Source organism: Nocardia sp. NPDC057227 (assembly GCF_042669725.1).
Taxonomy (GTDB): domain Bacteria; phylum Actinomycetota; class Actinomycetes; order Mycobacteriales; family Mycobacteriaceae; genus Nocardia; species Nocardia asteroides_A.
On record NZ_JBHUXA010000016.1, the window covers coordinates 1 to 19,509 of the forward strand.

The 19,509-nt window shown below is 70.4% G+C and carries 17 protein-coding genes and 3 pseudogenes; 8 read left to right on the top strand and 12 right to left on the bottom strand.

Annotated elements, in window-relative coordinates; genetic code table 11:
- A pseudogene (locus ACFUJ1_RS21660) lies at positions 1 to 381 on the top strand (Rieske (2Fe-2S) protein); the annotation flags it as partial.
- 116 nt (positions 382 to 497) lie between these two features.
- Here ACFUJ1_RS21660 and ACFUJ1_RS21665 read toward each other — a convergent pair.
- The 5 genes and pseudogenes from ACFUJ1_RS21665 to ACFUJ1_RS21685 all read right to left on the bottom strand — a co-directional run.
- A complete protein-coding gene (locus ACFUJ1_RS21665; protein WP_378648179.1) occupies positions 498 to 986 on the bottom strand; it encodes a MarR family winged helix-turn-helix transcriptional regulator in 489 nt (162 codons plus the stop codon).
- A 158-nt stretch (positions 987 to 1,144) separates the two neighbouring features.
- A complete protein-coding gene (locus tag ACFUJ1_RS21670; RefSeq protein ID WP_378648181.1) occupies positions 1,145 to 1,444 on the bottom strand; it encodes a hypothetical protein in 300 nt (99 codons plus the stop codon).
- Positions 1,441 to 2,951 (bottom strand): annotated as a pseudogene (locus ACFUJ1_RS21675) (class I adenylate-forming enzyme family protein). Before ACFUJ1_RS21675 ends, ACFUJ1_RS21670 begins: the two are co-directional and overlap by 4 nt.
- The gene (locus ACFUJ1_RS21680) at positions 2,948 to 3,466 is read right to left on the bottom strand and encodes a hypothetical protein (RefSeq protein ID WP_378648182.1); all 519 of its coding nucleotides are present in this window, start codon (positions 3,464 to 3,466) and stop codon (positions 2,948 to 2,950) included. Before ACFUJ1_RS21680 ends, ACFUJ1_RS21675 begins: the two are co-directional and overlap by 4 nt.
- Positions 3,467 to 3,936: 470 nt before the next feature.
- Positions 3,937 to 4,746 (bottom strand): annotated as a pseudogene (locus ACFUJ1_RS21685) (CoA transferase); the annotation flags it as partial.
- A gap of 232 nt (positions 4,747 to 4,978) precedes the next feature.
- On the opposite strand from ACFUJ1_RS21685, the gene ACFUJ1_RS21690 reads away from it, so the two are divergent.
- The 3 genes from ACFUJ1_RS21690 to ACFUJ1_RS21700 all read left to right on the top strand — a co-directional run bounded on the left by ACFUJ1_RS21690 (position 4,979) and on the right by ACFUJ1_RS21700 (position 9,194).
- Positions 4,979 to 5,146: a hypothetical protein gene (locus tag ACFUJ1_RS21690; protein WP_378648184.1), complete on the top strand. Its 168-nt coding sequence runs from the start codon at positions 4,979 to 4,981 to the stop codon at positions 5,144 to 5,146.
- 436 nt (positions 5,147 to 5,582) lie between these two features.
- Entirely contained in the window at positions 5,583 to 6,758 is a 1,176-nt protein-coding gene (locus ACFUJ1_RS21695) for a thiolase family protein (protein WP_378648186.1), read from the top strand.
- 378 nt (positions 6,759 to 7,136) lie between these two features.
- Positions 7,137 to 9,194, top strand: coding sequence for a nitrate- and nitrite sensing domain-containing protein (locus tag ACFUJ1_RS21700; protein WP_378648188.1), 2,058 nt, complete (start codon positions 7,137 to 7,139; stop codon positions 9,192 to 9,194).
- 129 nt (positions 9,195 to 9,323) lie between these two features.
- Here the strand turns inward: ACFUJ1_RS21700 and ACFUJ1_RS21705 are convergent, their stop codons facing one another.
- From ACFUJ1_RS21705 to ACFUJ1_RS21735, 7 genes are all read right to left on the bottom strand, one after another.
- Positions 9,324 to 9,716, bottom strand: coding sequence for a roadblock/LC7 domain-containing protein (locus ACFUJ1_RS21705; RefSeq protein WP_378648190.1), 393 nt, complete (start codon positions 9,714 to 9,716; stop codon positions 9,324 to 9,326).
- Positions 9,713 to 11,989 carry a nitrate- and nitrite sensing domain-containing protein gene (locus ACFUJ1_RS21710; RefSeq protein ID WP_378648192.1) on the bottom strand — a complete coding sequence of 759 codons (2,277 nt, stop codon included), beginning with the start codon at positions 11,987 to 11,989 and terminating at the stop codon, positions 9,713 to 9,715. The genes ACFUJ1_RS21705 and ACFUJ1_RS21710 overlap by 4 nt, the downstream gene beginning before the upstream one ends.
- Positions 11,986 to 12,180: a hypothetical protein gene (locus tag ACFUJ1_RS21715; RefSeq protein ID WP_378648194.1), complete on the bottom strand. Its 195-nt coding sequence runs from the start codon at positions 12,178 to 12,180 to the stop codon at positions 11,986 to 11,988. The genes ACFUJ1_RS21710 and ACFUJ1_RS21715 overlap by 4 nt, the downstream gene beginning before the upstream one ends.
- Before the next feature lie 230 nt (positions 12,181 to 12,410).
- Entirely contained in the window at positions 12,411 to 13,904 is a 1,494-nt protein-coding gene (locus ACFUJ1_RS21720; protein ID WP_378648196.1) for an aldehyde dehydrogenase, read from the bottom strand.
- 146 nt (positions 13,905 to 14,050) lie between these two features.
- Complete coding sequence (locus ACFUJ1_RS21725) at positions 14,051 to 14,653, bottom strand: TetR/AcrR family transcriptional regulator (RefSeq protein ID WP_378648198.1); 603 nt, start codon at positions 14,651 to 14,653, stop codon at positions 14,051 to 14,053.
- A 123-nt stretch (positions 14,654 to 14,776) separates the two neighbouring features.
- The gene (locus ACFUJ1_RS21730) at positions 14,777 to 15,001 is read right to left on the bottom strand and encodes a ferredoxin (protein ID WP_378648200.1); all 225 of its coding nucleotides are present in this window, start codon (positions 14,999 to 15,001) and stop codon (positions 14,777 to 14,779) included.
- Between the two features lie 3 nt (positions 15,002 to 15,004).
- Positions 15,005 to 15,871 carry an SDR family NAD(P)-dependent oxidoreductase gene (locus ACFUJ1_RS21735; RefSeq protein WP_378648202.1) on the bottom strand — a complete coding sequence of 289 codons (867 nt, stop codon included), beginning with the start codon at positions 15,869 to 15,871 and terminating at the stop codon, positions 15,005 to 15,007.
- 202 nt (positions 15,872 to 16,073) lie between these two features.
- Here ACFUJ1_RS21735 and ACFUJ1_RS21740 point away from each other — a divergent pair, with 202 nt between their 5' ends.
- Genes ACFUJ1_RS21740 through ACFUJ1_RS21755 form a run of 4 tightly spaced genes read left to right on the top strand, consistent with a single transcriptional unit; the run spans position 16,074 to position 19,493 of the window.
- The gene (locus ACFUJ1_RS21740; protein ID WP_378648204.1) at positions 16,074 to 17,555 is read left to right on the top strand and encodes an acetyl-CoA acetyltransferase; all 1,482 of its coding nucleotides are present in this window, start codon (positions 16,074 to 16,076) and stop codon (positions 17,553 to 17,555) included.
- A 23-nt stretch (positions 17,556 to 17,578) separates the two neighbouring features.
- Positions 17,579 to 17,890 (top strand): hypothetical protein, encoded by a 312-nt coding sequence (locus ACFUJ1_RS21745; protein ID WP_378648206.1) that lies wholly within the window; start codon positions 17,579 to 17,581, stop codon positions 17,888 to 17,890.
- Positions 17,887 to 18,312, top strand: coding sequence for a Zn-ribbon domain-containing OB-fold protein (locus ACFUJ1_RS21750; protein WP_378648208.1), 426 nt, complete (start codon positions 17,887 to 17,889; stop codon positions 18,310 to 18,312). Before ACFUJ1_RS21745 ends, ACFUJ1_RS21750 begins: the two co-directional genes overlap by 4 nt.
- On the top strand, positions 18,309 to 19,493 hold the full coding sequence (locus ACFUJ1_RS21755; RefSeq protein ID WP_378648210.1) for a transporter: 1,185 nt from the start codon (positions 18,309 to 18,311) through the stop codon (positions 19,491 to 19,493). The genes ACFUJ1_RS21750 and ACFUJ1_RS21755 overlap by 4 nt, the downstream gene beginning before the upstream one ends.
- The last annotated feature ends 16 nt before the right edge of the window (positions 19,494 to 19,509 follow it).

The following is a 19,509-nucleotide window of genomic DNA, read 5'->3' on the forward strand; positions in this document are numbered from 1 at the left end:
TGGCCCGACGTCCGCAGTGAAGACCCGGATGCCATGGCGCTGCGTATCCACGCGCAGATGTTCGGGCTCGGCGGCTCGATCAGCGCCTTCGAGGGGTCGTCCAACCATCGGTTGATCTTCGCCTCGACTCCGGTGGACGATGAGAGTTCGGATCTGTTCTACTCCATCTGGTGGCCCAAGTTGCCCGGTGACGAGGGTGACGTGCCGCCGCCGGAGGTGCAGGCCAAAGTGGAGCGGCAGTTCTTGATCACGGTGTGGGACGACCTGAGCATCTGGCGTTATCAGAAGTATGTCGAGCATCCGGCGTTGTCGCCTGCGGATGCGAAGCCGTATATGTCGTTGCGTAAGTGGGCGCAGCAGTTCTACGACGTGCCGGTGTGAGCCGGCCACTGCCCGCCGCGCTCGTCGCCCCGGCGCACACCGGTGCCGTTCGCCGTCGGCGTGCCCGCGACGTCACGATCACCGCTGAGCTGATCGCGGCGTGCTACTCCGATGATTCAGAGCTGACCGGGCACGGACGAGTGCGGTAGCGCGGAGCGGCCGGGGCGCGGCCACTCCGCGCCGTGGCGGCGCTCGATTGCGCTGTTGAACCGTTGCAGGCAATCGGCGAGGGCGGTGCGATCCCGGTCCGGCCAATCGGCGAGTATGTCCTCTAGGTAGCCGACGCGGGTCACGCGTTCTCGCTCCAGAAACTCGCGTCCGTCGTCGGTGATCTCGAATTTGCGGGCGAGTGCGCCGTCGGGGTCGGGGATTCGCCGTAGCTGTCCGGCCCGCACCGCGGCGGCGGTCTGGCGATTGATAGTCGAGGTGTCGAGGCCGAGGGCCTCGCTGAGCTGGCCGATCGACATCGGCGCCTGTGCGGCGATCCGCGAGAGCAGCGTGTAGATGCGGCGATCGAGCCCCGCCGGTTCGGCTCCGCGCGAGGCCAGACTGTAGCGGCCGAACAGCATCGCTTCGAACTCGATGAGATCGACGGCGTCGTCCATAGCGGTGTCTCCTGCGTGTCGGTGCGACTGTCCGCGCGGATCCGCTGTTCGTTCCGGCGGGTCGCCGCGAGTTCGCTGTGCGGTCGACCCGGGGCCGGGTTCGTGACAATGGCCGCTCCCGGCGGTCGTGGGCCCGAACCGAGCCGCACGCGCCGGATTCAGTCGCTGGAGGGCAGCTGCGCGGTCTGCTTCAGCCCCAGCGGAATTCCGTCCACCGCGAGGGTGCCCGCGCCGCCCCTGGTGACGAGCAGCTCCGCGCCGCTCTCGTGCGCGTAGCGCTTGCCGAGCACCGTGCCCTCGGCGAAATCCGGGTCGAGCACCGCGCCGCCCTGTTCGGCGCCGATCGGCACCAGCGCTGCACCACCGCAGGTCAGGGTGGTGAGCGCGGCGGTGGATTTGACCACGATGACCTGGGTCTCGCACACCTGGCTGGACAGCCGGGCTCCGTTCTTGATCACACGGGTTCCTTCGATTCGTCGGGGGTGAGCTCGGCGACCAGGTCGCGGCGCAGCACCTTGCCGGTCGGGGTGACGGGCAGCTCGGTGCGGAAGACCACCCGGTCGGGGGTGCGCGAGCCGCGCAGCGTGGCGCGTACGTGGGCGCGCAGCGCCTCCGGATCCGGGTCGGTTCCCGGTGCGGGCACCACGACGGCGACGATGGCCTGGCCCCACTCGGGATCCGGCACTCCCACCACGACGACCTCGCGAACCGCGTCGTGCTCGATCAGCACCTCCTCGAGTTCGGCCGGGGCGATGTTCTCCCCACCGCGGATGATGGTGTCGTCGGCCCGGCCGCCGAGGAACAGGTAGCCGTCCTCATCGAGCTCGGCCAGGTCCCTGGTGGGGAACCACCCTTCGGCGTCGAGCACCGATCCGATCTCGGCATAGCTACCCGATACCTGCGGGCCCCGGACGAACAGCTCACCGTGACACCGGATCCGACCGGATGGCCCGCGCCATTCCGGATCTGCAGCTCGATCCCCGGCACCGCTCGACCGGCCGAGGCCAGCCGCCGCGCCACAGCCGGATCGTCGGAGGCGGCAGCCGCCCGGTGATCGTCCGGCGTCAGTACCGCGATCGTCGAACTCGTCTCCGTCAGCCCGTAGGCGTTGACCAGCCCGACATCGGGGAGCAGCGCCATGGTGCGCCGCACCAGGGGCAGCGGTGCCTTGGCGCCGCCATAGGCCAGGGTGCGCAGGGTCGGCAGCGTGGCGGCCCGCTCGCCCAATTCGGTGACGATCCGGTCGAGCATCGTCGGTACGACCGTGGCGTTGGTGACGCCCTCGACGCGGACCAGCCGGATCCATTCTCGTGGATCGAACCGGCGCAGGTACACGGTCTTCCGGCCGGCATAGAGGTTGGACAGCGCGGCCCCCACCCCCGCGATGTGGTATGGCGGTACGCAGATCAACGCGGTGTCGGACGGCTCCGCAGACGCGAACTCGACCGTCCCGGTGACATATTCGACCAGGTTGGCGTGGGTCAGTTCGACCGCCTTCGGCCGCGAGGTGGTGCCCGAGGTGAACAGCACGACAGCCACCTGATCCGGATCGGTGTCGGCCGGCGTCGGCGACGCGGCGTGCGTGCCCACAGTGGTCAGCAGCAGCGCGGTGTCCACCACCCGCTTCCCGGAGCCGCGCAGCACGTCGGCGTATTCGTGGTCGGCGACCACCAGCGGATCGGGCAACCGCTGGATCAGCTCGCGCAGCGCGGCGGCACCGAGGCGGTAGTTGAGCGGTGTGAACGCCGCTCCCGCACGGGCACAGCCGAACAGCAGCAGCGGAATCGCCAGGCCGCCGGTCCCGACGTAGACCACGTGGCGCACCCCCGATGCGGTCAGGAAGCCCGCCGCACCGTCGGCCAGCGCATCCAGTTGCGCGGTGGTGGCCGTCGTGTCGTCCGACACGACGGCCACCCGCTCGGGATGGCCCGCCACGGCCATCTCGAGCAACATGGACAAGGTCACCGCGGCGTTACGGACGAGCATGCCGGGGGCAGCGGGCCCTGCATGGTCGCCAGCGCGCAGTAGGTGGTCTGGGCGAGCTTCCAGGTGCCGTTCTGCTGCACGGCTTCGCCGGCCTGATCCGGCAGTACCGGATTGCCACCGAGCAGGATCGTGTAGGTCACCGCGGCGTGCGTGGGATCGGTCTTGCGCACCGCGGACACCTGCACGGTGGTGGAGGAGGCGCTCGGGCTCTGGGCCCTGGCGGCCAGGGCATCGGTGAACTTGTCGCCGTTCTCCAGCAGCGTCGCCTTGACATCGGTGGGGGTCGCCGCGTCGAAGAAGCCGACGTAGGCCTTGGTGACCTCGGCAGTCGGGTCACCGCCGCCCGCCGCCGTTCCCGCGGCTGCGGTGGTGGTGGCCGACGTGGTCGACGCGGTGGTGGCGGGCTCGTCGTCACCGCAGCCGGTGAGGCCGGTGACGAGGGTGCCCGCGATCGCACAGGCGAACAGTCCGGTGCGCAGTGTTGTGGAGTTCATGGTGTGGCTCGTTCCTTCGAATCGGAGAGGGATTGCGCCCCGGAGGGCGGCTGGGATGGGGCAGGCCCGGCCCGGCGGTGCCTGGGGCACCGCTGCGGCGCCGTCGCCGTGCGACGGCGAATCGAGCTGCCTCCTCGATGGCGCGGGTAGCCGGGCCGGGTTGCCACCCGAACTCCCGCATCGCCTTGCCGTGGTCCAGTGGCGAGGTCGGCCTCAGCAGTGTCACGGCGGTCGAGTTCGAGAAGTCCCGGCGCAGCACCCGGCCGGCCAGGGACATCCGGTGACCGGCGGCGATCGGTACGGCCGGCGGAATGCCGAACCGTGGTGGCGCGACGCCGGTCGCGGCGGCGGCGATCTCGCAGATCTGCCGCCGGTTCGGGAATCGTTCGGAGACGAGGTAGCGTTCGCCGATCCGGCCGGTCGAGCGCGGCGCAGGCGACCGGCGCGGTGCCCGGTGGATCCGGACTCACAGCGATCGTCGCCCAGACGCCGGGCTCGTCGGCGAGCGCCTTCTGCCAGTGGGCTGGATCGTGCTCGGCGAAGGTCTCGAGCGGCTCGGTGGTCGCGGCTTCCTGGTTGACCACCAGATTGGCCGGTGGGCTGAAGCGTTCGTCGGTGCCGAGTTCCGGCCTGCCGATGCGCGCGCAGAATGCGGGCCGGAAGCGGTGCGCCTGCAGCAGCACCAGCTGCACCCAGCGTCGGTCGCGGGTGCGGTAGCGGTTCACGGCCGGGGCGACCGCGCACGTGCCCTGCGCGAGGAGCGAACTGTCCACGATCGGGGCGTGCCCGGTGCGTTCGCGGTGGAACAGCGCGGCGGTGATGCCACCGGCCGGGGTGATGCCGCCCTGGAGGTCGCCGAAGGCGGGGGTCTGGGTGACGCCCTGCCCGCTGCCCCTGGCGATGATCACCTCCGGGTTGAATTCCCGGATCCGCGACACGGTGAGCCCGGCGCGCTCCAGCGGGGCGGGTAGCCAATTGGTGCGGAAGACGTCTGCGCGAGCGACGAGCGCACCGAAGATCGCGCGGCCCTGCTCGGTCTTGGTGTCGACGCCGATACTGTGCTTGCCGTGGTTGCCGATCTCCGTCATGACGCTCGCCCGCACCCGAGAGGCCGCGGGATCGAGCCCGCCGATGGTGAGGTAGCGGCAGGGACCGCCGCCCCCGGTGTCCTCGATCTCGATCACCTTCGCACCCCGGTCCGCCAGGGCCGCGCCCGCGCTCGGGACGTAGGTCCACGAGGCCGGCTTCACCACGTTCACACCGTCGAGCAGACCCGACATCGTTGTCCCTTCCTCCAGACCGGCGATCATCTCGGAGTACTATACGGTAAGAGTTACAGTTGGGAACCCCATATCGCGGCCGATTTGCTATCACCGGGAGGGCATGTGAGCGACCTCCTCGGAGCAGGGGCCGCGCCGTTCCTCGCGAGCGCCGAGCGTGCGGCCGCTCGCGCCGACCACCGGCCACCGGTCGCGTGATCGGCACCATCGCGGCGGCGACGGCTGCCGATATGTGGGAAGCAACGGCGCGGCCAGGCACGCCTTCGACCACGCGTACCGCACGATCCCGCTCGGTGATCCGGCGCTGTCCGGGATCCTCGTCGGCCCGCTGATCAGCGCCGCTCGGCGGCGGTTTCCCTCCGGGGTCGCCGAACATCTGCGCGACGGGTTCTACGTATAGCCGACGGTGTTCGCCTGTGCCGACAACTCGATTCCGTGATCGGGGTATTCGACGTGGGGCAGGCGAGCCTGCCCCACCTGCGCGACGGCGGTTCGATCGTTGCGACCGGCTCGCTGGCCGCCCAGCTCGGCAGCTCGACGAAGCGGGGCCCTGGTGGTTCGGCCTACAGCTTCACCAAACAGGTTGTGACGCAGTACGTCACGATCTCTCGATACAGCTCGCGAAGCGGTCGATCCGAGCGAACGCGGTGCACCTGACCAACGTCGGCACCGCCATGTTGCACAACGAAGGATTTCGAGATGGTGGAGGTCGAACGTGCGGCCCCTGCCGTTATTCCGCGGCCGAGTCGGTGTGATTGCCGTTACCGTATGCTTTACTGTTGGAAGCTAGATAACCGGCCGCCGGATGCGGCCCGACTATCCAGGGGTTGAGACACATGGCCGAAGCCGTCATCGTGGGCGCGGTACGTACCGCGATCGGGCGTTCGTTCAAGGGCACGCTGACCGACGTGTCGACCGAGACCCTCGCGGTCACCGTGCTTCCCGAGGTGGTCCGCCGCGCCGGGCTCGATCCGCAAGCGGTCGATGACATCATCCTGGCCGAAGCGCACTACGGCGGCGGCGACATCGCCCGCTACGCCGCCGTCGCGACAGGGATGACGGCGGTACCGGGGCAGGCGCTGAACCGGCACTGCGCGGGCAGTCTCACCGCTATCGCGAATGGCGCCGCACACATCGGCGTCGGCATGGAGCGCGTGATCATCGCCGGGGGCGTGCAGTCGCTGTCGACCAACCCCTTCAGTGTCCGCCGGATTCCCGGTTCGGACGGGGAGATGCAGCAGGGCTGGATGCCGCCCACACATCCCGAGACCCCCGACGCGCCGACGTTGGACATGTCGATCACGGTCGGCTGGAACACCGCACGGCTCGCGGGGATCGGGCGCGCGGAGATGGACGCCTGGGCGGCTCGTTCGCACCATCGCGCCGTCGCCGCGATCGACGAGGGCAAGTTCACCGACGAAATCGTTCCGCTGAAGGTCGAACGCCCGGACGGCACCGTCGTCGACTTCGTCGTCGACGAGCACCCGCGCCGCGACACCAGTGTGGAGCGGATGGCCGGGCTGCCGGTGCTGCACCCGGAGATCGAAGGGTTCTCCATTACCGCGGGCAACAGCAGTGGCATCAACGACGCGGCCGCCGCGGTCGCGCTGACCGCTCGCGACTACGCCGATGCCGAGAATCTGGAGATCCTGGCGAAGGTCAGGGGCTGGGCGCATACCGCGGTCACCCCCGCGGAGAACGGGCTCGCCGCGGGCAAGGTCATCGGCAAGGTGCTCGAGCGGACCGGGCTGAAGCCCGCGGATGTCGCGCTGTGGGAGATCAACGAAGCCTTCGCCTCGGTTCCCATCGCAGCCTGCCGGGAGCACGGGCTCGACGAGGAACTGGTCAACTTCTCCGGCAGCGGCTGCAGCCTCGGTCATCCCATTTCGGCTTCCGGTGCCCGCATGATCACCACCCTGATCTACGAATTGCGCCGTCGCGGCGGCGGGATCGGCGTGGCCGCCATGTGCGCAGGCGGTGGCCAGGGTGGCGCGGTCGTCATCGAGGTCTGAGAGACGGACCTTTGCGGATCCGGCGTCGGGGCGGTCCGCGAGGGGCGCTAACCGCGGCCTGCGTGGGCTGCGAGCCTTCCGGCCACGGGAGCTCCGAGCGGCAATGGCCTGGCTCGCGCTGGTCGGCGACGGCGCGGAGGCCGAACAGTGAAAAGCGTTCGAAAGCTGCGGTATCGGTTCGGCTCGGGGCGAAGCCGCCTGTCGGCTCCCGATCGGGCGGGGGGTTTGCCGTAGCCCGATGCAAAGATTGTCGAAAAACATCCGGTTTTGCTTACGGTATGGGTATCCTCTGCGGGTCGCGGTCAGCGGGGACGACCCGTTCCCGCGCCGCAGGGGGCATATCGACATCAGCGACGGTAAGAACAGTAGGAGCTCCAGTTGGCCCTGTCCGAAGTGCGGATCGGCGTCCGAACCAAGATTTTGGCAATCGTCCTTGTCCCCAGCTTGACCTTGCTGGTTTTGAGCACGGTCGCTGCCGTGTACCTGGTAACGAGGGAGAACGAGGCGAAAGAGTGGGCGTCCCGCGGCCGGGAGGCAATCCCAACGGCCCGTGAGCTTCTACAATCGGTGCAGGCGGAGCGGCAGCTGACGCTGTCCGTCCTGGCCGGCGAGGAGTCCGCGCCGCTGAATCTGGCGCCGGCCAGGGTTCGCCTCGACAGCGCCCTGCGGTTGCTCGTCTCGTCGGAGACCGAGGTCACCGAGCTGGACGGGAAGGATCACAACGCCAACTTCATGGCGCTCACGGATCGTTTGAACCGTGTCCGGCACTCGGTGGATGCCCGCCAGTTGCCTCCTTCCGACGCCTACCTCTTCTACAACCGGATCCTCGACCTGATCACCGAGGGCACCAGGACCGCGCAGCAGAATGCTCCCGATGTCGAGATCAGTCTGGGGCTCGCCGAAGGATTGCGGTTGTTCGTCGCCGCCGAGGGAGTCGCCCGGACCACGGCTCTCGGCGGGACCCTGGCATCGGCCGCCGAGCCCGATCCGGCCGCGCTCGGTGAGTTCCACGATCAGGTCGGCTACTACCACACCGAGGTCGCCAACCTCTCCGCGTCGCTCGAGGGTGAGCTGGGTGACCGGTTGCGTCGCCTACGGGAGAGCCCGGCGTGGCGCAACCTCGCGACGATGGAAGCTGCTGTCGCGCAGCATGTCGAGGTATCCACCGGCAGCGGCCGCTCCGCGGCGCCGTCGGCGGACCGATCGGCGTTGCCGTTGAGCATGCAGGAATGGCATCGAGCGAGCACCGAAGTGACCGGGGTGCTGATCGACGCCTGGCTCGCGGAGAGCAACGCGGTGCAGGAGGCCGCCGAGCGGAAGACCACCTCCGCCGGTAATCGTGCCCTGTGGTCCGGTGCCGCGGTGGCAGCAGTGAGCCTGGTCGCGTTCCTGATCGCGCTGGTGCTGGCCAACCGGATGATCCGCAGGCTCGAGCGATTGCGTGCGGAGACTCTCGGGCTGACCGAGGAGCAGCTTCCGACGATCATGCAGCAACTGAGTACCGGGGATTTCTCCGGCGTCGATCAGGAGTCGGTGAAGCTGGAGTTCGGCCGGGACGAGATCGGAGAGGTCGCCCGCGCCTTCGAACAGGCGCACCGGGCTGCCGTGGCCGGTGCGGTGCGCGAGGCGCGCACTCGCGAGGGAGTGAAGTCCCTGTTCCTGAACATCGCACACCGCAGTCAGGTCGCAGCGCATCGGCAACTCAGCATTCTGGACGATGCGGAACGCAAGCAGGAGGATCCGAGCCTGCTCGACACCCTGTTCCAGCTCGACCACCTCGCCACCCGTGAGCGTCGCAATGCCGAGAACCTGATCATTCTCGGCGGTGGGCAGCCCGGTCGCCGATGGCGCAACCCGGTTCCGCTGCTCGATGTGATCCGGAGTGCGGTCAGCGAGACGCTCGATTATCAGCGAGTCCGGGTGGCACGTCTTCCCGGGACTCTCGTGCAGGGCGGGGTGGTTGCCGACCTCATCCACCTGTTCGCTGAGCTCGTCGACAACGCGGCGTTCTTCTCACCCCCGGAGACACAGGTCGAGGTGACCGGAGCGGTGGTGGGCAAGGGCGTGGTCGTCGAGATCAACGACAAGGGGATCGGCATGCCGCCCGAGGAGATGGCCAGGGTGAACGAACTCCTGCGCACACCGCCGGATTACAGCGTCGCGACCGGCTCGTCGGATTCCCGTCTCGGGTTGTTCGTCGTGGGGCAGTTGTCGTCCCGGCACGGGGTGGCGGTGCGGCTGTCGGAATCGGTGTACGGCGGGGTCCGGGTCGTCGTGTTGATCCCATCACCGCTCTTGGCCACCGACTCCGATGTCGAGCCGGCAGTGGTGACCACCGGCCAAGCGGTCCACGCGTCGAACGTGGTAACGGCAGGCCCGCCCTCGCCCGGACCGGGCGGCGGCTCGTGGCCACCGGTGATCGGACCCGGTCGCTGAGTGCTCCGATGCTGCTCATCGCGGAGACGAAGTCGTCGGCGCTGTCCTGGGCGAGCCCGAGACATCGTCGGGACCCCATCGGGAGATCCGGTGGGGAGTCAGCCACCTGATCCGGAACCCAACCAGGGTTCAGTGCGTTCTCGACCCCGTCGAGAGGTAGCTCCCGACCCGGCGCACCGTGGTGGTCACCTCGTAGGCCAGCCGCTCCATGTCGGCGGAGGGATCGGTCCACAGCGCGAGGCAGGTATTGGCGCCGCCCGCCGCGACGAACATGACCGCGTGGTCGTACTCGATGACGGCTTGACGCAGCGGGCCGCCGTCGAATTTGTGGCCTGCCGCGCGGGCGATGCCGAACAGGGCCGACGCCATGGCGGCGAACTGATCCGCCGCCTCCTTGTCCAGGGCGCGGGACCGGGCGATCAGCAGTCCGTCGTGGGAGAGCAGAACGGCCTGCCCGACCTCGGGAACGCGGTCGCTCAGTTCGTCGAGTATCCAGTCCAGATCGGTGCCGGCGGTCGTCATTGCTGTCCTCGGTAGTCGGGGTACGGAATCGGGTCGATGGCGGAGTGCCTGCCGCGCCGGGTGCCCCGGGTGACCGCTCCGATCAGCGAGCTCGCGGTCTCGGGGGAGTGCGGGGCCGCGCTGGTCGGGTGCGGCGTCGGCGGGGCGGTGGTCTCGAGTTCCGGTGCCATCGCGCGACCGCGCTCGCGGCGCGGGAGGGCTGGCCGTTCCGCGGAACCGACATGGCTCGGCCGCTCGTCCGGCGCATACCGCAGATCCCGCGGTCGCGGTGCGGGCGGGGGCCCGGCATCGTCGACTGTGCGGTGTGCCTGCGGCGCCGGGGCGGTGTCCTCGGTGAGCACCGCGGAGGGGATCACCACGATCGCCCGGATGCCGCCGTACTCGCTCTCGGCGAGCCGGACCCGGATCCCGTTGCGCGCCGCCAGCACGGCGACGACGACGAGGCCGACCCGCGACTCCCCGGAGACGGTGAGCGTGCTGAGATCCATCTGCGAGGCGAGCAGGCGATTGGCCTCCGCGAGTTCCGGTGCCCGCATGCCGAGACCGCGGTCGGCGATCTCGACCGTGACGCCCTTGCCGACAATGGCGCCGGTGACGTCGACGGTGGTGCTCGGCGGCGAGAACGAGGTCGCGTTGTCGACGAGTTCGGCCAGCAGGTGCACGGTGTCGGCGATGACCGCGCCCGCGACCTGGATGTCGGGAAGGCGGGAGACCCGGACCCGGGTGTAGTCCTGCGTTTCCCCGATGGCGCTGCGCACCACGTCGTTCAGCGGAACGGGCTGCCGCCACTGTCTGCCGGGGCGGCCGCCGCCGAGGATGATGAGGTTCTCGGCGTTGCGCCGTTCGCGGGTGGCCAGGTGGTCGAGCTGGAACAGCAGTTCGAGCAGGCCGGGATCCTCTTCCTGCGCCTCGGCCCGGTCGAGTACGGCGAGCTGCCGGTGCATCATGGACTGGCTGCGCCTGGCGATATTGAGGAAGACGACGTTCACCGCGGACCTGGTGCTCGCCTCGGTGAGCGCGGCCTGCACCGCGGCGTCGTAGGCCTGGTTGAAGGCCGCCGCCACCTGGCCGATCTCGTCGGCGCCGAAGTCGAGGCCCGCCTGTTCGGCGCCTGCCTCGACGGGGCGGTGCTCGCGCGCGGCGTCGATGACGGCGGGCAGGCGCTGCTCGGCGATCGCCAGGGTTTGCCGGTGCAGCCGCCCGAGCCTGCGCACGAGCTGCGAGGAGACCCGGACGGCGCCGGCCAGGATCGCCGCCGCGAGGACGATCGCGACCAGGCTCGCGACGAGCGCTGCCCGCAGCTCGTTCTCGGCGGAAACGGCCACCGCGTTCTGCGCGGTGGCGTATCGCTGGCCCCAGATGGCGACGAGCTGGTTGCCGATCCGGGCCGCGGCGGCCTCCCAATCGGCTTCCCCGGTGGCCCCGGGGCGCCGATCGGTCGCGGAACGCCCGCTCGTCTCGCTGTTCTCGGCGGAGCCCGCGCGCAGCAGCGCGCCCTCGACGCGCTCGAGCAGCTGCCAGTCGGCGCCGGTGGTGAGGCGGTCCAGTTCGGTGCGGTCGAAGCCGATCGCGCCGCGTACGATGTCGAGCTGGGTATGGTAGCCGCCCACGTCGCGGGCGAACTCCGCGAGCAGCGGACCGGGCAGAGCGCCGGTCTCGGTGGCGGTCTGGGCGAGGACGTGTGCCGCCGTCATGCGATCGGCCGCCCGGTAGAGCATGGTGGCCGTGGTGGCGGCGAGCGCCTGCTCGGCGGAGGGCACGCGCCGGACGATCGCGTCGATCCCCGCGGCGCTGGCATCGGCGATCCTGTTGTAGGCGCGGTATGCCTCGATCAGGTCCTGGTTGCCCGCGTCCACGTGCTTGCGGACCTCGGGTAGTACCGCGCCGAAGCTGCCGAAGGCCGCCAGGACGTCGTCGAGCGAGCCGGGCGCGATGTCCTGCATGCGCGTCATCGTCTCGACCGCGATGGCGGCATTGCGGTCGAGCCGCGCGCGCTGCCGGTCGAGTTCGGCGCGGTCGATCGGCTGCCCGGCGATCAGCCGCAGGGTCAGGCCGCGCTCGATCAGGATGGCGGTGAGGAACTCGGTGCCGGCCGGCGTCGCCGTCCTTGCCTCGTTCGCCCAGGCGCGGTCGTCGAGCGCGCGGCTGATCTGCCGGGTGGCGACCGCCGCGGTGACGCCGGTGAGGACGAGGCCGGGGACGAGCGCGACCGACAGCACGGTGGTGCGCACGCTGCGCCGCCACCGGAACCGGCGCCGATCGGGCTCGGTCACGACAGCCGGGCCCGGTCGCGGGCAGGCATCGGTCGCGGCAGTTCCTGCCAGCCGCACGGCAGCGCGCAGCCGACCTGGACGAGGACCTCGGTCCGCCCGCAGGCCAGTTCGCGTTCGACGGCGGTCGCCTGGGCGGCGTACCCGCAGCGTGGGCAGCGCGCGAAGAAGTCGAGCACGTCGCGCACGCACATGGCGACGACGGTGTCCGCCGGGGCGGGTACGACCGGGAGGTGCGCAGCTTCACCCGGCCGGCTGCGCGGGGCGCCGCGTCGCGGCGTTCCAGCGGGATCCACTGCCGGAGAGTGGTTTTCGGGTTTCAGAGTCGAGTGCAGCATTCGGATCGGAGTCATTGCGGTACGGTGCCGATCGGGGAAGTCGGAGGCGCTGGGGCCGGGCTGTGGCCCCAGCGCACGGGCCTGGACTAGGAGACCGGTGCGGGGAAGTGCACCGTCTTGAGTTCGAAGAACTCCGCCAGCCCCTCGGGGCCGCCCTCGCGGCCGACGCCGGACTGCTTGTACCCGCCGAAGGGCAGGGTGAAGTCCATCGCGGCGGTGTTCACGCTGATGGTCCCGGTGCGGATGCGGCGGGCCAGGGCGTAGCCGCGCTCGGCGTCCTCGGTGTAGACCGCGCCCGACAGGCCGTAGATGGAGTTGTTGGCGATGGCGACCGCCTCGTCCTCGTCCTCGTAGGTGAGCACCGAGATCACCGGGCCGAAGACCTCCTCCTGGGCGACCCGGTCGTCCGGGCGCACACCGTCGAGCAGGGTTGGCGCGACGAAGTACCCGTGCTCCAGCCCCTCCGGGCGGCCGCCGCCGAGCACGACGGTGGCGCCGTCCTCCTGCGCGATGGCGATGTAGCCGAGCACCCGCTCCTGCTGGCGCTTGGAGGCCAGCGGGCCGAGGAAATTGGTGGGCTCCCAGGGGTTGCCCATGGGCAGGGTGCCGTAGGCGGCGGCGAGCGCCGCGACCACCTCGTCGTGGCGGGCCCGCGAGACCAGGACCCGGGTCAGCGCGATGCAGGCCTGCCCGGACTGCATGCAGCCGCCCATGGGCAGGGTCTGCAGCACGGTGTTCAGGTCGGCATCGTCGAGGATGATCGCCGCGGACTTGCCGCCGAGCTCGAGCGAGACGCCGGCGACGCGCTCGGCGGCGAGCGCCATGATGCGCCGGCCCGCGACGGTGCTGCCGGTGAAGGTGATGTGGTCGACGTCGGGGTTGGTCACCAGCGTCTCCGACACCTCGCGGTCGGCGCACAGCACGCTGACCACCCCCTCCGGGATGCGGCCCTCGGCGACGAGCTCGGCGATGACGTCGGCGAACACCGACGGCGATTCCGGCGCGTCGGGCGCGGTCTTCAGGATCACCGAACAGCCGGCGGCCAGTGCGGGAGCGACCTTGAAGGCGATGGTTCCGATCGGCCCGTTCCACGGGATAATCGCGGCGACAACGCCTTTGGGCTCCTTGACGATCTGCGAGGTGCCGCCGTCGGCGCGGGTGCGCTCCTCGACGAGTTCGGTCCCGCGTGCCACCGCGGCGACCGCGCGGAACAGCCCGCCGGTCATCTGCTGGGTCGGCGCGCTCACCGACACCGGCACCCCCACCTCCAGCACGCCGATCGTGGTGAGCTGCTCGGCCCGCTGTTCGAGCCGGTTCGCGATCTCGTCGAGGACGGCGGCGCGTTCGGTGATCGGAGTCGCGGCCCAGTCGCCGCGCTCGAAGGCCGCCCGTGCCGCGGCCACCGCGGCGGCGACGTCCTCGGCGGTGGCGAGCCGGATCCTGGAGACGGTCCGCTCGGTGAACGAGTCGACCAGCTCCACCGAATCGGTGCCGGTGGAGTCCACCCAGCGGCCGCCGATGAACACCTGGTCGCGGTCGGCGAGGGTGATGTGCGGGGTCGTTCGATCTGCTGTGGTCATCGGGAGTGCCCTTCTACTGCCGAGCCGACGGGCGGCGGCGTAATGAGTTGGGGGTGGTCGCGCACTGTGCGGCGAGTCACATCTAATCTAATGGCTGTAGACGTGTCAATGGTGTGATTCGGCGGCGCGACGGCGCGCGGGCCGGTTCAGCCCAGGAAGGCGGGCAGGACGAAGTTCTGCAGCATCTGGCGGTGCGAGGGATCCGACGGGTCGTCGTAGTCGAACCGTCCGACCAGGATGAGCTGGACGAGCCCCAGCCACTCGCAGGCCTTTTCATTGTCGATTTCCGGCCGCAGCTCGCCGCGCTCGCGGGCCCGATCCAGGATCGGGCCCCACATCTCCAGCGTGAGGTTCGATGCCAGCTGCGAGGTGCCGATGACCGCAGCGGCCAGGTCCATGTGCTCCGGGCTGACGATCAGCCGGATCAGCGGGTCCCTGCGACCGTGGTCGACCAGGTAGATGAGCCCGTCGATGAGCTGGTCGCGGAAGTTCTCGCGCTCCAGCACGTACTTCGTGCCGCGGACGAACAGCTTCCGCGAACGCAGCCGGATGAGCTCGGCGATCAGCGTGTCCCGGTCGCGGAAGTAGCGGTAGATCGTCGGGCGGGAGACGCCCGCGGCCTTGGCGATGTCGTCCATCGTCGTCTTGGCGATACCGAAGTGCAGGAAGGTGGACTGGGCGGCCTCGAGGATCTGGCCCCGTGCTTCCTCGATATCCGAGCTGAGCACGTTGCTGTTGCGTCGGGCCATCTACTGTCCCATCCTCCCCGGACTCGCCGCGTATGTCACCGTTGACAATACCCGCGTGACGTCCTGTGTCGGTCGTCCGCCCGGGTCGCCGCGGCGGTTGGGCGGACGCCGTGCCGGGAGTCGTCACTGTCCGTCGTCGGTGGCGGCGGCCAGCGACAACGCTCGCTCCGGGCAGGCGGCGACGGCGGTGTCGGCGGCACCCAGCTGGGCCCCGGGGATGGGATCGGCCAGGATCACCGGGTCGCCCTGCTCGTCCGGCTCCACCAGGATCGGGGCCATGGCGTAGCACATGCCGTGTCCGGCGCAGGCGTTTCGGTCGACGATGAGTCGCGCTGGTGTGGTGGTCATGGTTCAGAGGTCTCCGGGTGAGCCTTTGTCTTCGGCGAACCACATGCCGACGCGGGAGAGGGTGCCGCCGTCGGTGGAGGGGAGGACCACTCCGGAGAGGTAGGCGGAGTCGTCGGAGACGAGGAACAGGGCGACTTTGGCGTTGTCGGTGATGGCCGGGGGCCGATTCAGTTTGAGCGGGATCGGCGAGATGCTCGGGTCCCATTCGCCGGCGACTTGTTCGTAGGACTGGCCGACGACCGGGGAGCCGGGTGGCATGAGGAAGTTGGGGGACATGCCGTGGGTGGGGGCGATGGCGTTGACGCGGATGCCGTATTTCCCGAGGTCGAGGCTCAGGCCGCGGACGAGTCCGTTGACTCCTGCTTTGGTGGCGGAGTACATGGCGATGTTGTGGTAGGCGACGAGTGAGGCGGCTGAGGAGGTGGCGAGGATGACGCCGCCGCCGTTGGCGCGCAGGGCGGGTACGGCGGCTTTGGCCGTGTAGAACACCCCGGACAGGTTCACGCCGAGCACGTGTTGCCAGTCGGCGTCGGTCAGGTCCTGGAAGTCGACCTGTTCTCCGCCGGCGACGGAGGGGACGCCGCCGCGGGAGACGATGCCGGCGTTGGCGAAGGCGATGTCGAGTTTGCCGTATTCGGCGACGGTGGCGTCGACGGCAGCTTGTACCTGGGTTTCGATGGCGACGTCGGCGGTGAGCGCGATCGCGTTGCCGCCTTGTTCGGCGATGAGCTTGACGGTTTGTTCGGCGCGGTCGGGGTCGATGTCGACGACGGCGATGTGCGCGCCTTCGGCGGCGAAGAGCTGGGCGGATCGGCGTCCGAATCCGGATCCGGCGCCGGTGATGAGGGCGACTTTGCCTTCGAGCTTCATGAGAACTCCACGATCGAGGGAGAGAGTGAATGCGCAGGCTGCGACGGGCCGGTCGGAGTGCCCTGCGTCACAACCGACGGTACTTCGTGATACGAATAACGTCAATCGTCATTCGTCATCCCCCCCGACCTGTGTCACGGAGTTGTAAACCTAACGACATTAGTTATAGTGGTGAGGTAAGCGTCGAGGTGAGGAGCGTGCGATGGCACTGGACCCCCGGACTCCGGTCCTGGTCGGAACCGGCCAGTACACCGAGCGCGAAGGCGGGCGGGAGCCGATCGATCTGCTGGCCGACGCCGCCCGCGCGGCCGCCGCGGACGCCGGGACCCCCGGGCTGCTCGCCGCCGTGCGGGCCGTGCGGGTGGTCGGGCTGCTGTCCTGGCGCTACCGGGATCCGGGTGCGCTGCTCGCCGACCGGCTCGGCGCGCAGGGGTGCTCGACCGGCTACACCGGCAACGGCGGCAACAGCCCGCAGACGCTGGTGAACCGGGCGGCCGCGCAGATCGCCGCGGGCGAGCTGGACGTGGCGCTGATCGGCGGCGCGGAATCCTGGCGAACCCGCATGAAGCTGCGCGGCAACGGGATCCGCCCCGAATGGACGGTGCAGGACGAGTCGGTGCCGAAGGCCGAGCTGGTGGTGCCCGAGGTGGCGATGGCGGCGGAGTCCGAGCGCCGGATCGGGCTGGATCGCCCCGCCTACGTCTACCCGCTGTTCGAACAGGCACTGCGGATCGCGGCGGGCACCTCGATCGCCGAGCATCGGGAGCACATCGGCGCGCTGTGGTCGGACTTCAGCGCGGTGGCCGCGGCCAATCCGCACGCCTGGACGCGCAGGGCGCACAGTGCGGACGAGATCGTCACCGCGACGCCGGGCAACCGGTGGATCGCCGCGCCCTACACCAAGCTGATGAACTCCAACAACATGGTCGACCAGGCCGCGGCGCTGCTGCTGTGCTCGGTCGAGACCGCCGAGCGGTTCGGCGTGCCGAGGGACCGCTGGATCTTCCCGCACGCCGGGACCGACGCCCGGGACACCGACGCCGTCGCGGCCCGCGGCGCGCTGCACCGCTCGCCCGCCATCCGGATCGCCGGAGCGCGCGCCCTCGCGCTGGCCGGTGCGGGCCTGGACGAGATCGCCCACGTCGACCTCTACTCCTGCTTCCCGTCGGCGGTGCAGGTGGCCGCCGCCGAGCTCGGGCTGCCGCTGCGCGATCCGGCCCGGCCGCTGACCGTCACCGGCGGGCTCACCTTCGCCGGCGGGCCGTGGAACAACTACAGCACGCACGCCATCGCCGCCATGGCCACCGTGCTGCGGCGCGCGCCCGGTGAGCTCGGGCTGGTCACCGCCAACGGCGGGTACCTGACCAAGCACGCCATCGGCGTGTACGGCACCGAGCCGCCGGCCGCGGGCTTCCGGTACGAAGACGTGCAGGCCGAGGTCGACCGCGAGCCGGTCACCGCCGTACTGGACAGCTACGCCGGCCATGCCGAGATCGAATCGTGGACGGTCGTCCACGACCGCGCGGGCGCGCCGGAGACCGCGTTCGTGGCGGCGCGGGTCCCCGGCGGCGCCCGCATCCTGGCGCGCAGCACCGATTCCGGGACGCTGCACGGCGCCGCCACCGACGACATCGCGGGCAAGACCGTGGCGGTCGCCGCCGACGGCGCCTGCGTCCTCACCTGATCACCACAGCCGAAGGAGCACGAATGTCCCTCGAGGAGTTCCGCGTTCGCTACGAAGCGCACGTCGGCAAGGTCGCCGCGGGCGATACCGCCGGCGCCATCGCCGATATGGTGCAGGCGAACCTGGGCACCGTGTTCGACGGGGTCACGGTGCCGCGCGGCGCCGTCACCGGCGCCGAGGTGCGCGACGTGCGCGCCGAGGGCGAGACCCGGATCGGCGAGGCCGTCTACCGCACCCCGGAGGGGCCGATCGGGCTGCGCTCGATCTGGGAGAACCACGACGGGGTCTGGCTGGCCGCCGCGCTGCAGAACTTCCCGGTCGAGGAGGGCGCGTGAGCGCCGAGCTCCCGTGGGGCCCGGCGCCGGACGGGGTCGACACCCCGTACTGGGACGGGCTGCTCGCCGGTGAGCTGCGGCTGCAGCGCTGCGGCTGCTGCGCGACGTGGATCTGGGGTCCGCAGTGGCTGTGCCCGCGCTGCCACACCTTCGATCCCGGCTGGGCGCCGGTCGAGCCGGTCGGCACCGTCTACAGCTGGTCGCGCAGCTGGTATCCGTTCATCGCCGAGCTGCCGGTGCCGCTGCCGTACGTGACGGTACTGGTGCAGCTCCCGCAGGCCGGGAACCGCCGGGTGCTCGGGATCCTGCACGAATCGGGTGCCGACACCGAGATCGCGATCGGCGCCCGGGTGTCGGGCCGGTTCGTGCACGACCCCGGCGCGACCTGGCCGCTGCTGCGCTGGACCGAGGTGGCCCGATGAGCGGAATCGAGCTTCGTGGCGCCGCCGCCGTGGCCGGCATCGCCGAAACCCATTACCGCCGTGGCGAAGCACCACACGGTGAGCTGCGGATGACCCTGGAGGCGATCGTGGCCGCCTGCGCGGACGCCGGCATCGCGCCGCGGGAACTGGACGGCTTCGTCTCCTACGCCGGCGGCGGCAACGACGGCGCCGTCCTCGGTGGCGCGCTCGGCGTCGACGACGTGCGGTGGTCGTCGATGATGTGGGGCGGGGGCGGCGGCACCGTCGCCGCCGCGATCAACACCGCGGCCATCGCCATCGCCACCGGCCAGGCCGAGTGCGTCGTCGCCTACCGCGCCATGGCCCAGGCCGACACCGGGCGGCTCGGCTACGCCAAGTACCACTACGGCCCGCACTTCCTCGCGCACGGCGTCGGCTCGCCCGCCCAGGTCTGCGCATTGCGCACCCAGCGCCTGCTCGAACACGACGGCGTCCCCCGCGAGGCGCTGCGGGCGCTGGTGCTCGCCGCCTACCGGCACGCGCAGAACAACCCGACCGCGCAGGCCTACGGCAAGCCGCTGGACGCGCGGACCTACGACAGCTCGCGGCTGATCACCGAGCCGTTCAACCTCTACGACTGCTCGCGCGAGAGCGACGGCGCGGTCGCGGTGGTGCTGGTCTCGGCGAAACGGGCGCGCACCCTGAACCAGCCGCCCGCCTACGTGCTGGCCGGCGCCCAGGGCGCGCCCGGCGGCTACTCCTCGATCATCGACAACGACGAGCAGTACGCCACCGCCGGATTCGCCGGTGCCGCGGGGCGTCCCGGCGTGGCGGATCGGCTCTGGGCCGCGGCCGAGGTGGAACCAGCCGCGGTCGATGTCGTGCAGGTCTACGAGAACTTCAGCGGCCCCGCGGTCGCCGCGCTCATCGATCACGGGCTGGTGCCGCCGGGCCCGGCCGCGGGTTCGGCGCTCACCGTGGACAACCTGACCGCCGGGCTTGGCAAACTGCCGGTCAACACCAGCGGCGGCAACCTCGCCGACTCCTTCGTCAACGGCATGAACCTCGCGGTCGAGGCGGTCCGGCAGATCCGCGGCACCTCGGTGAACCAGGTGCCCGACGCGAAACTCTCGCTCTTCAGCGGCGGCCCGATGGCGCCGCTGGTCAGCTCCACCCTCTTCGCACACGAAGACGCCCTCTGATCCCCCCGTCGCGGAG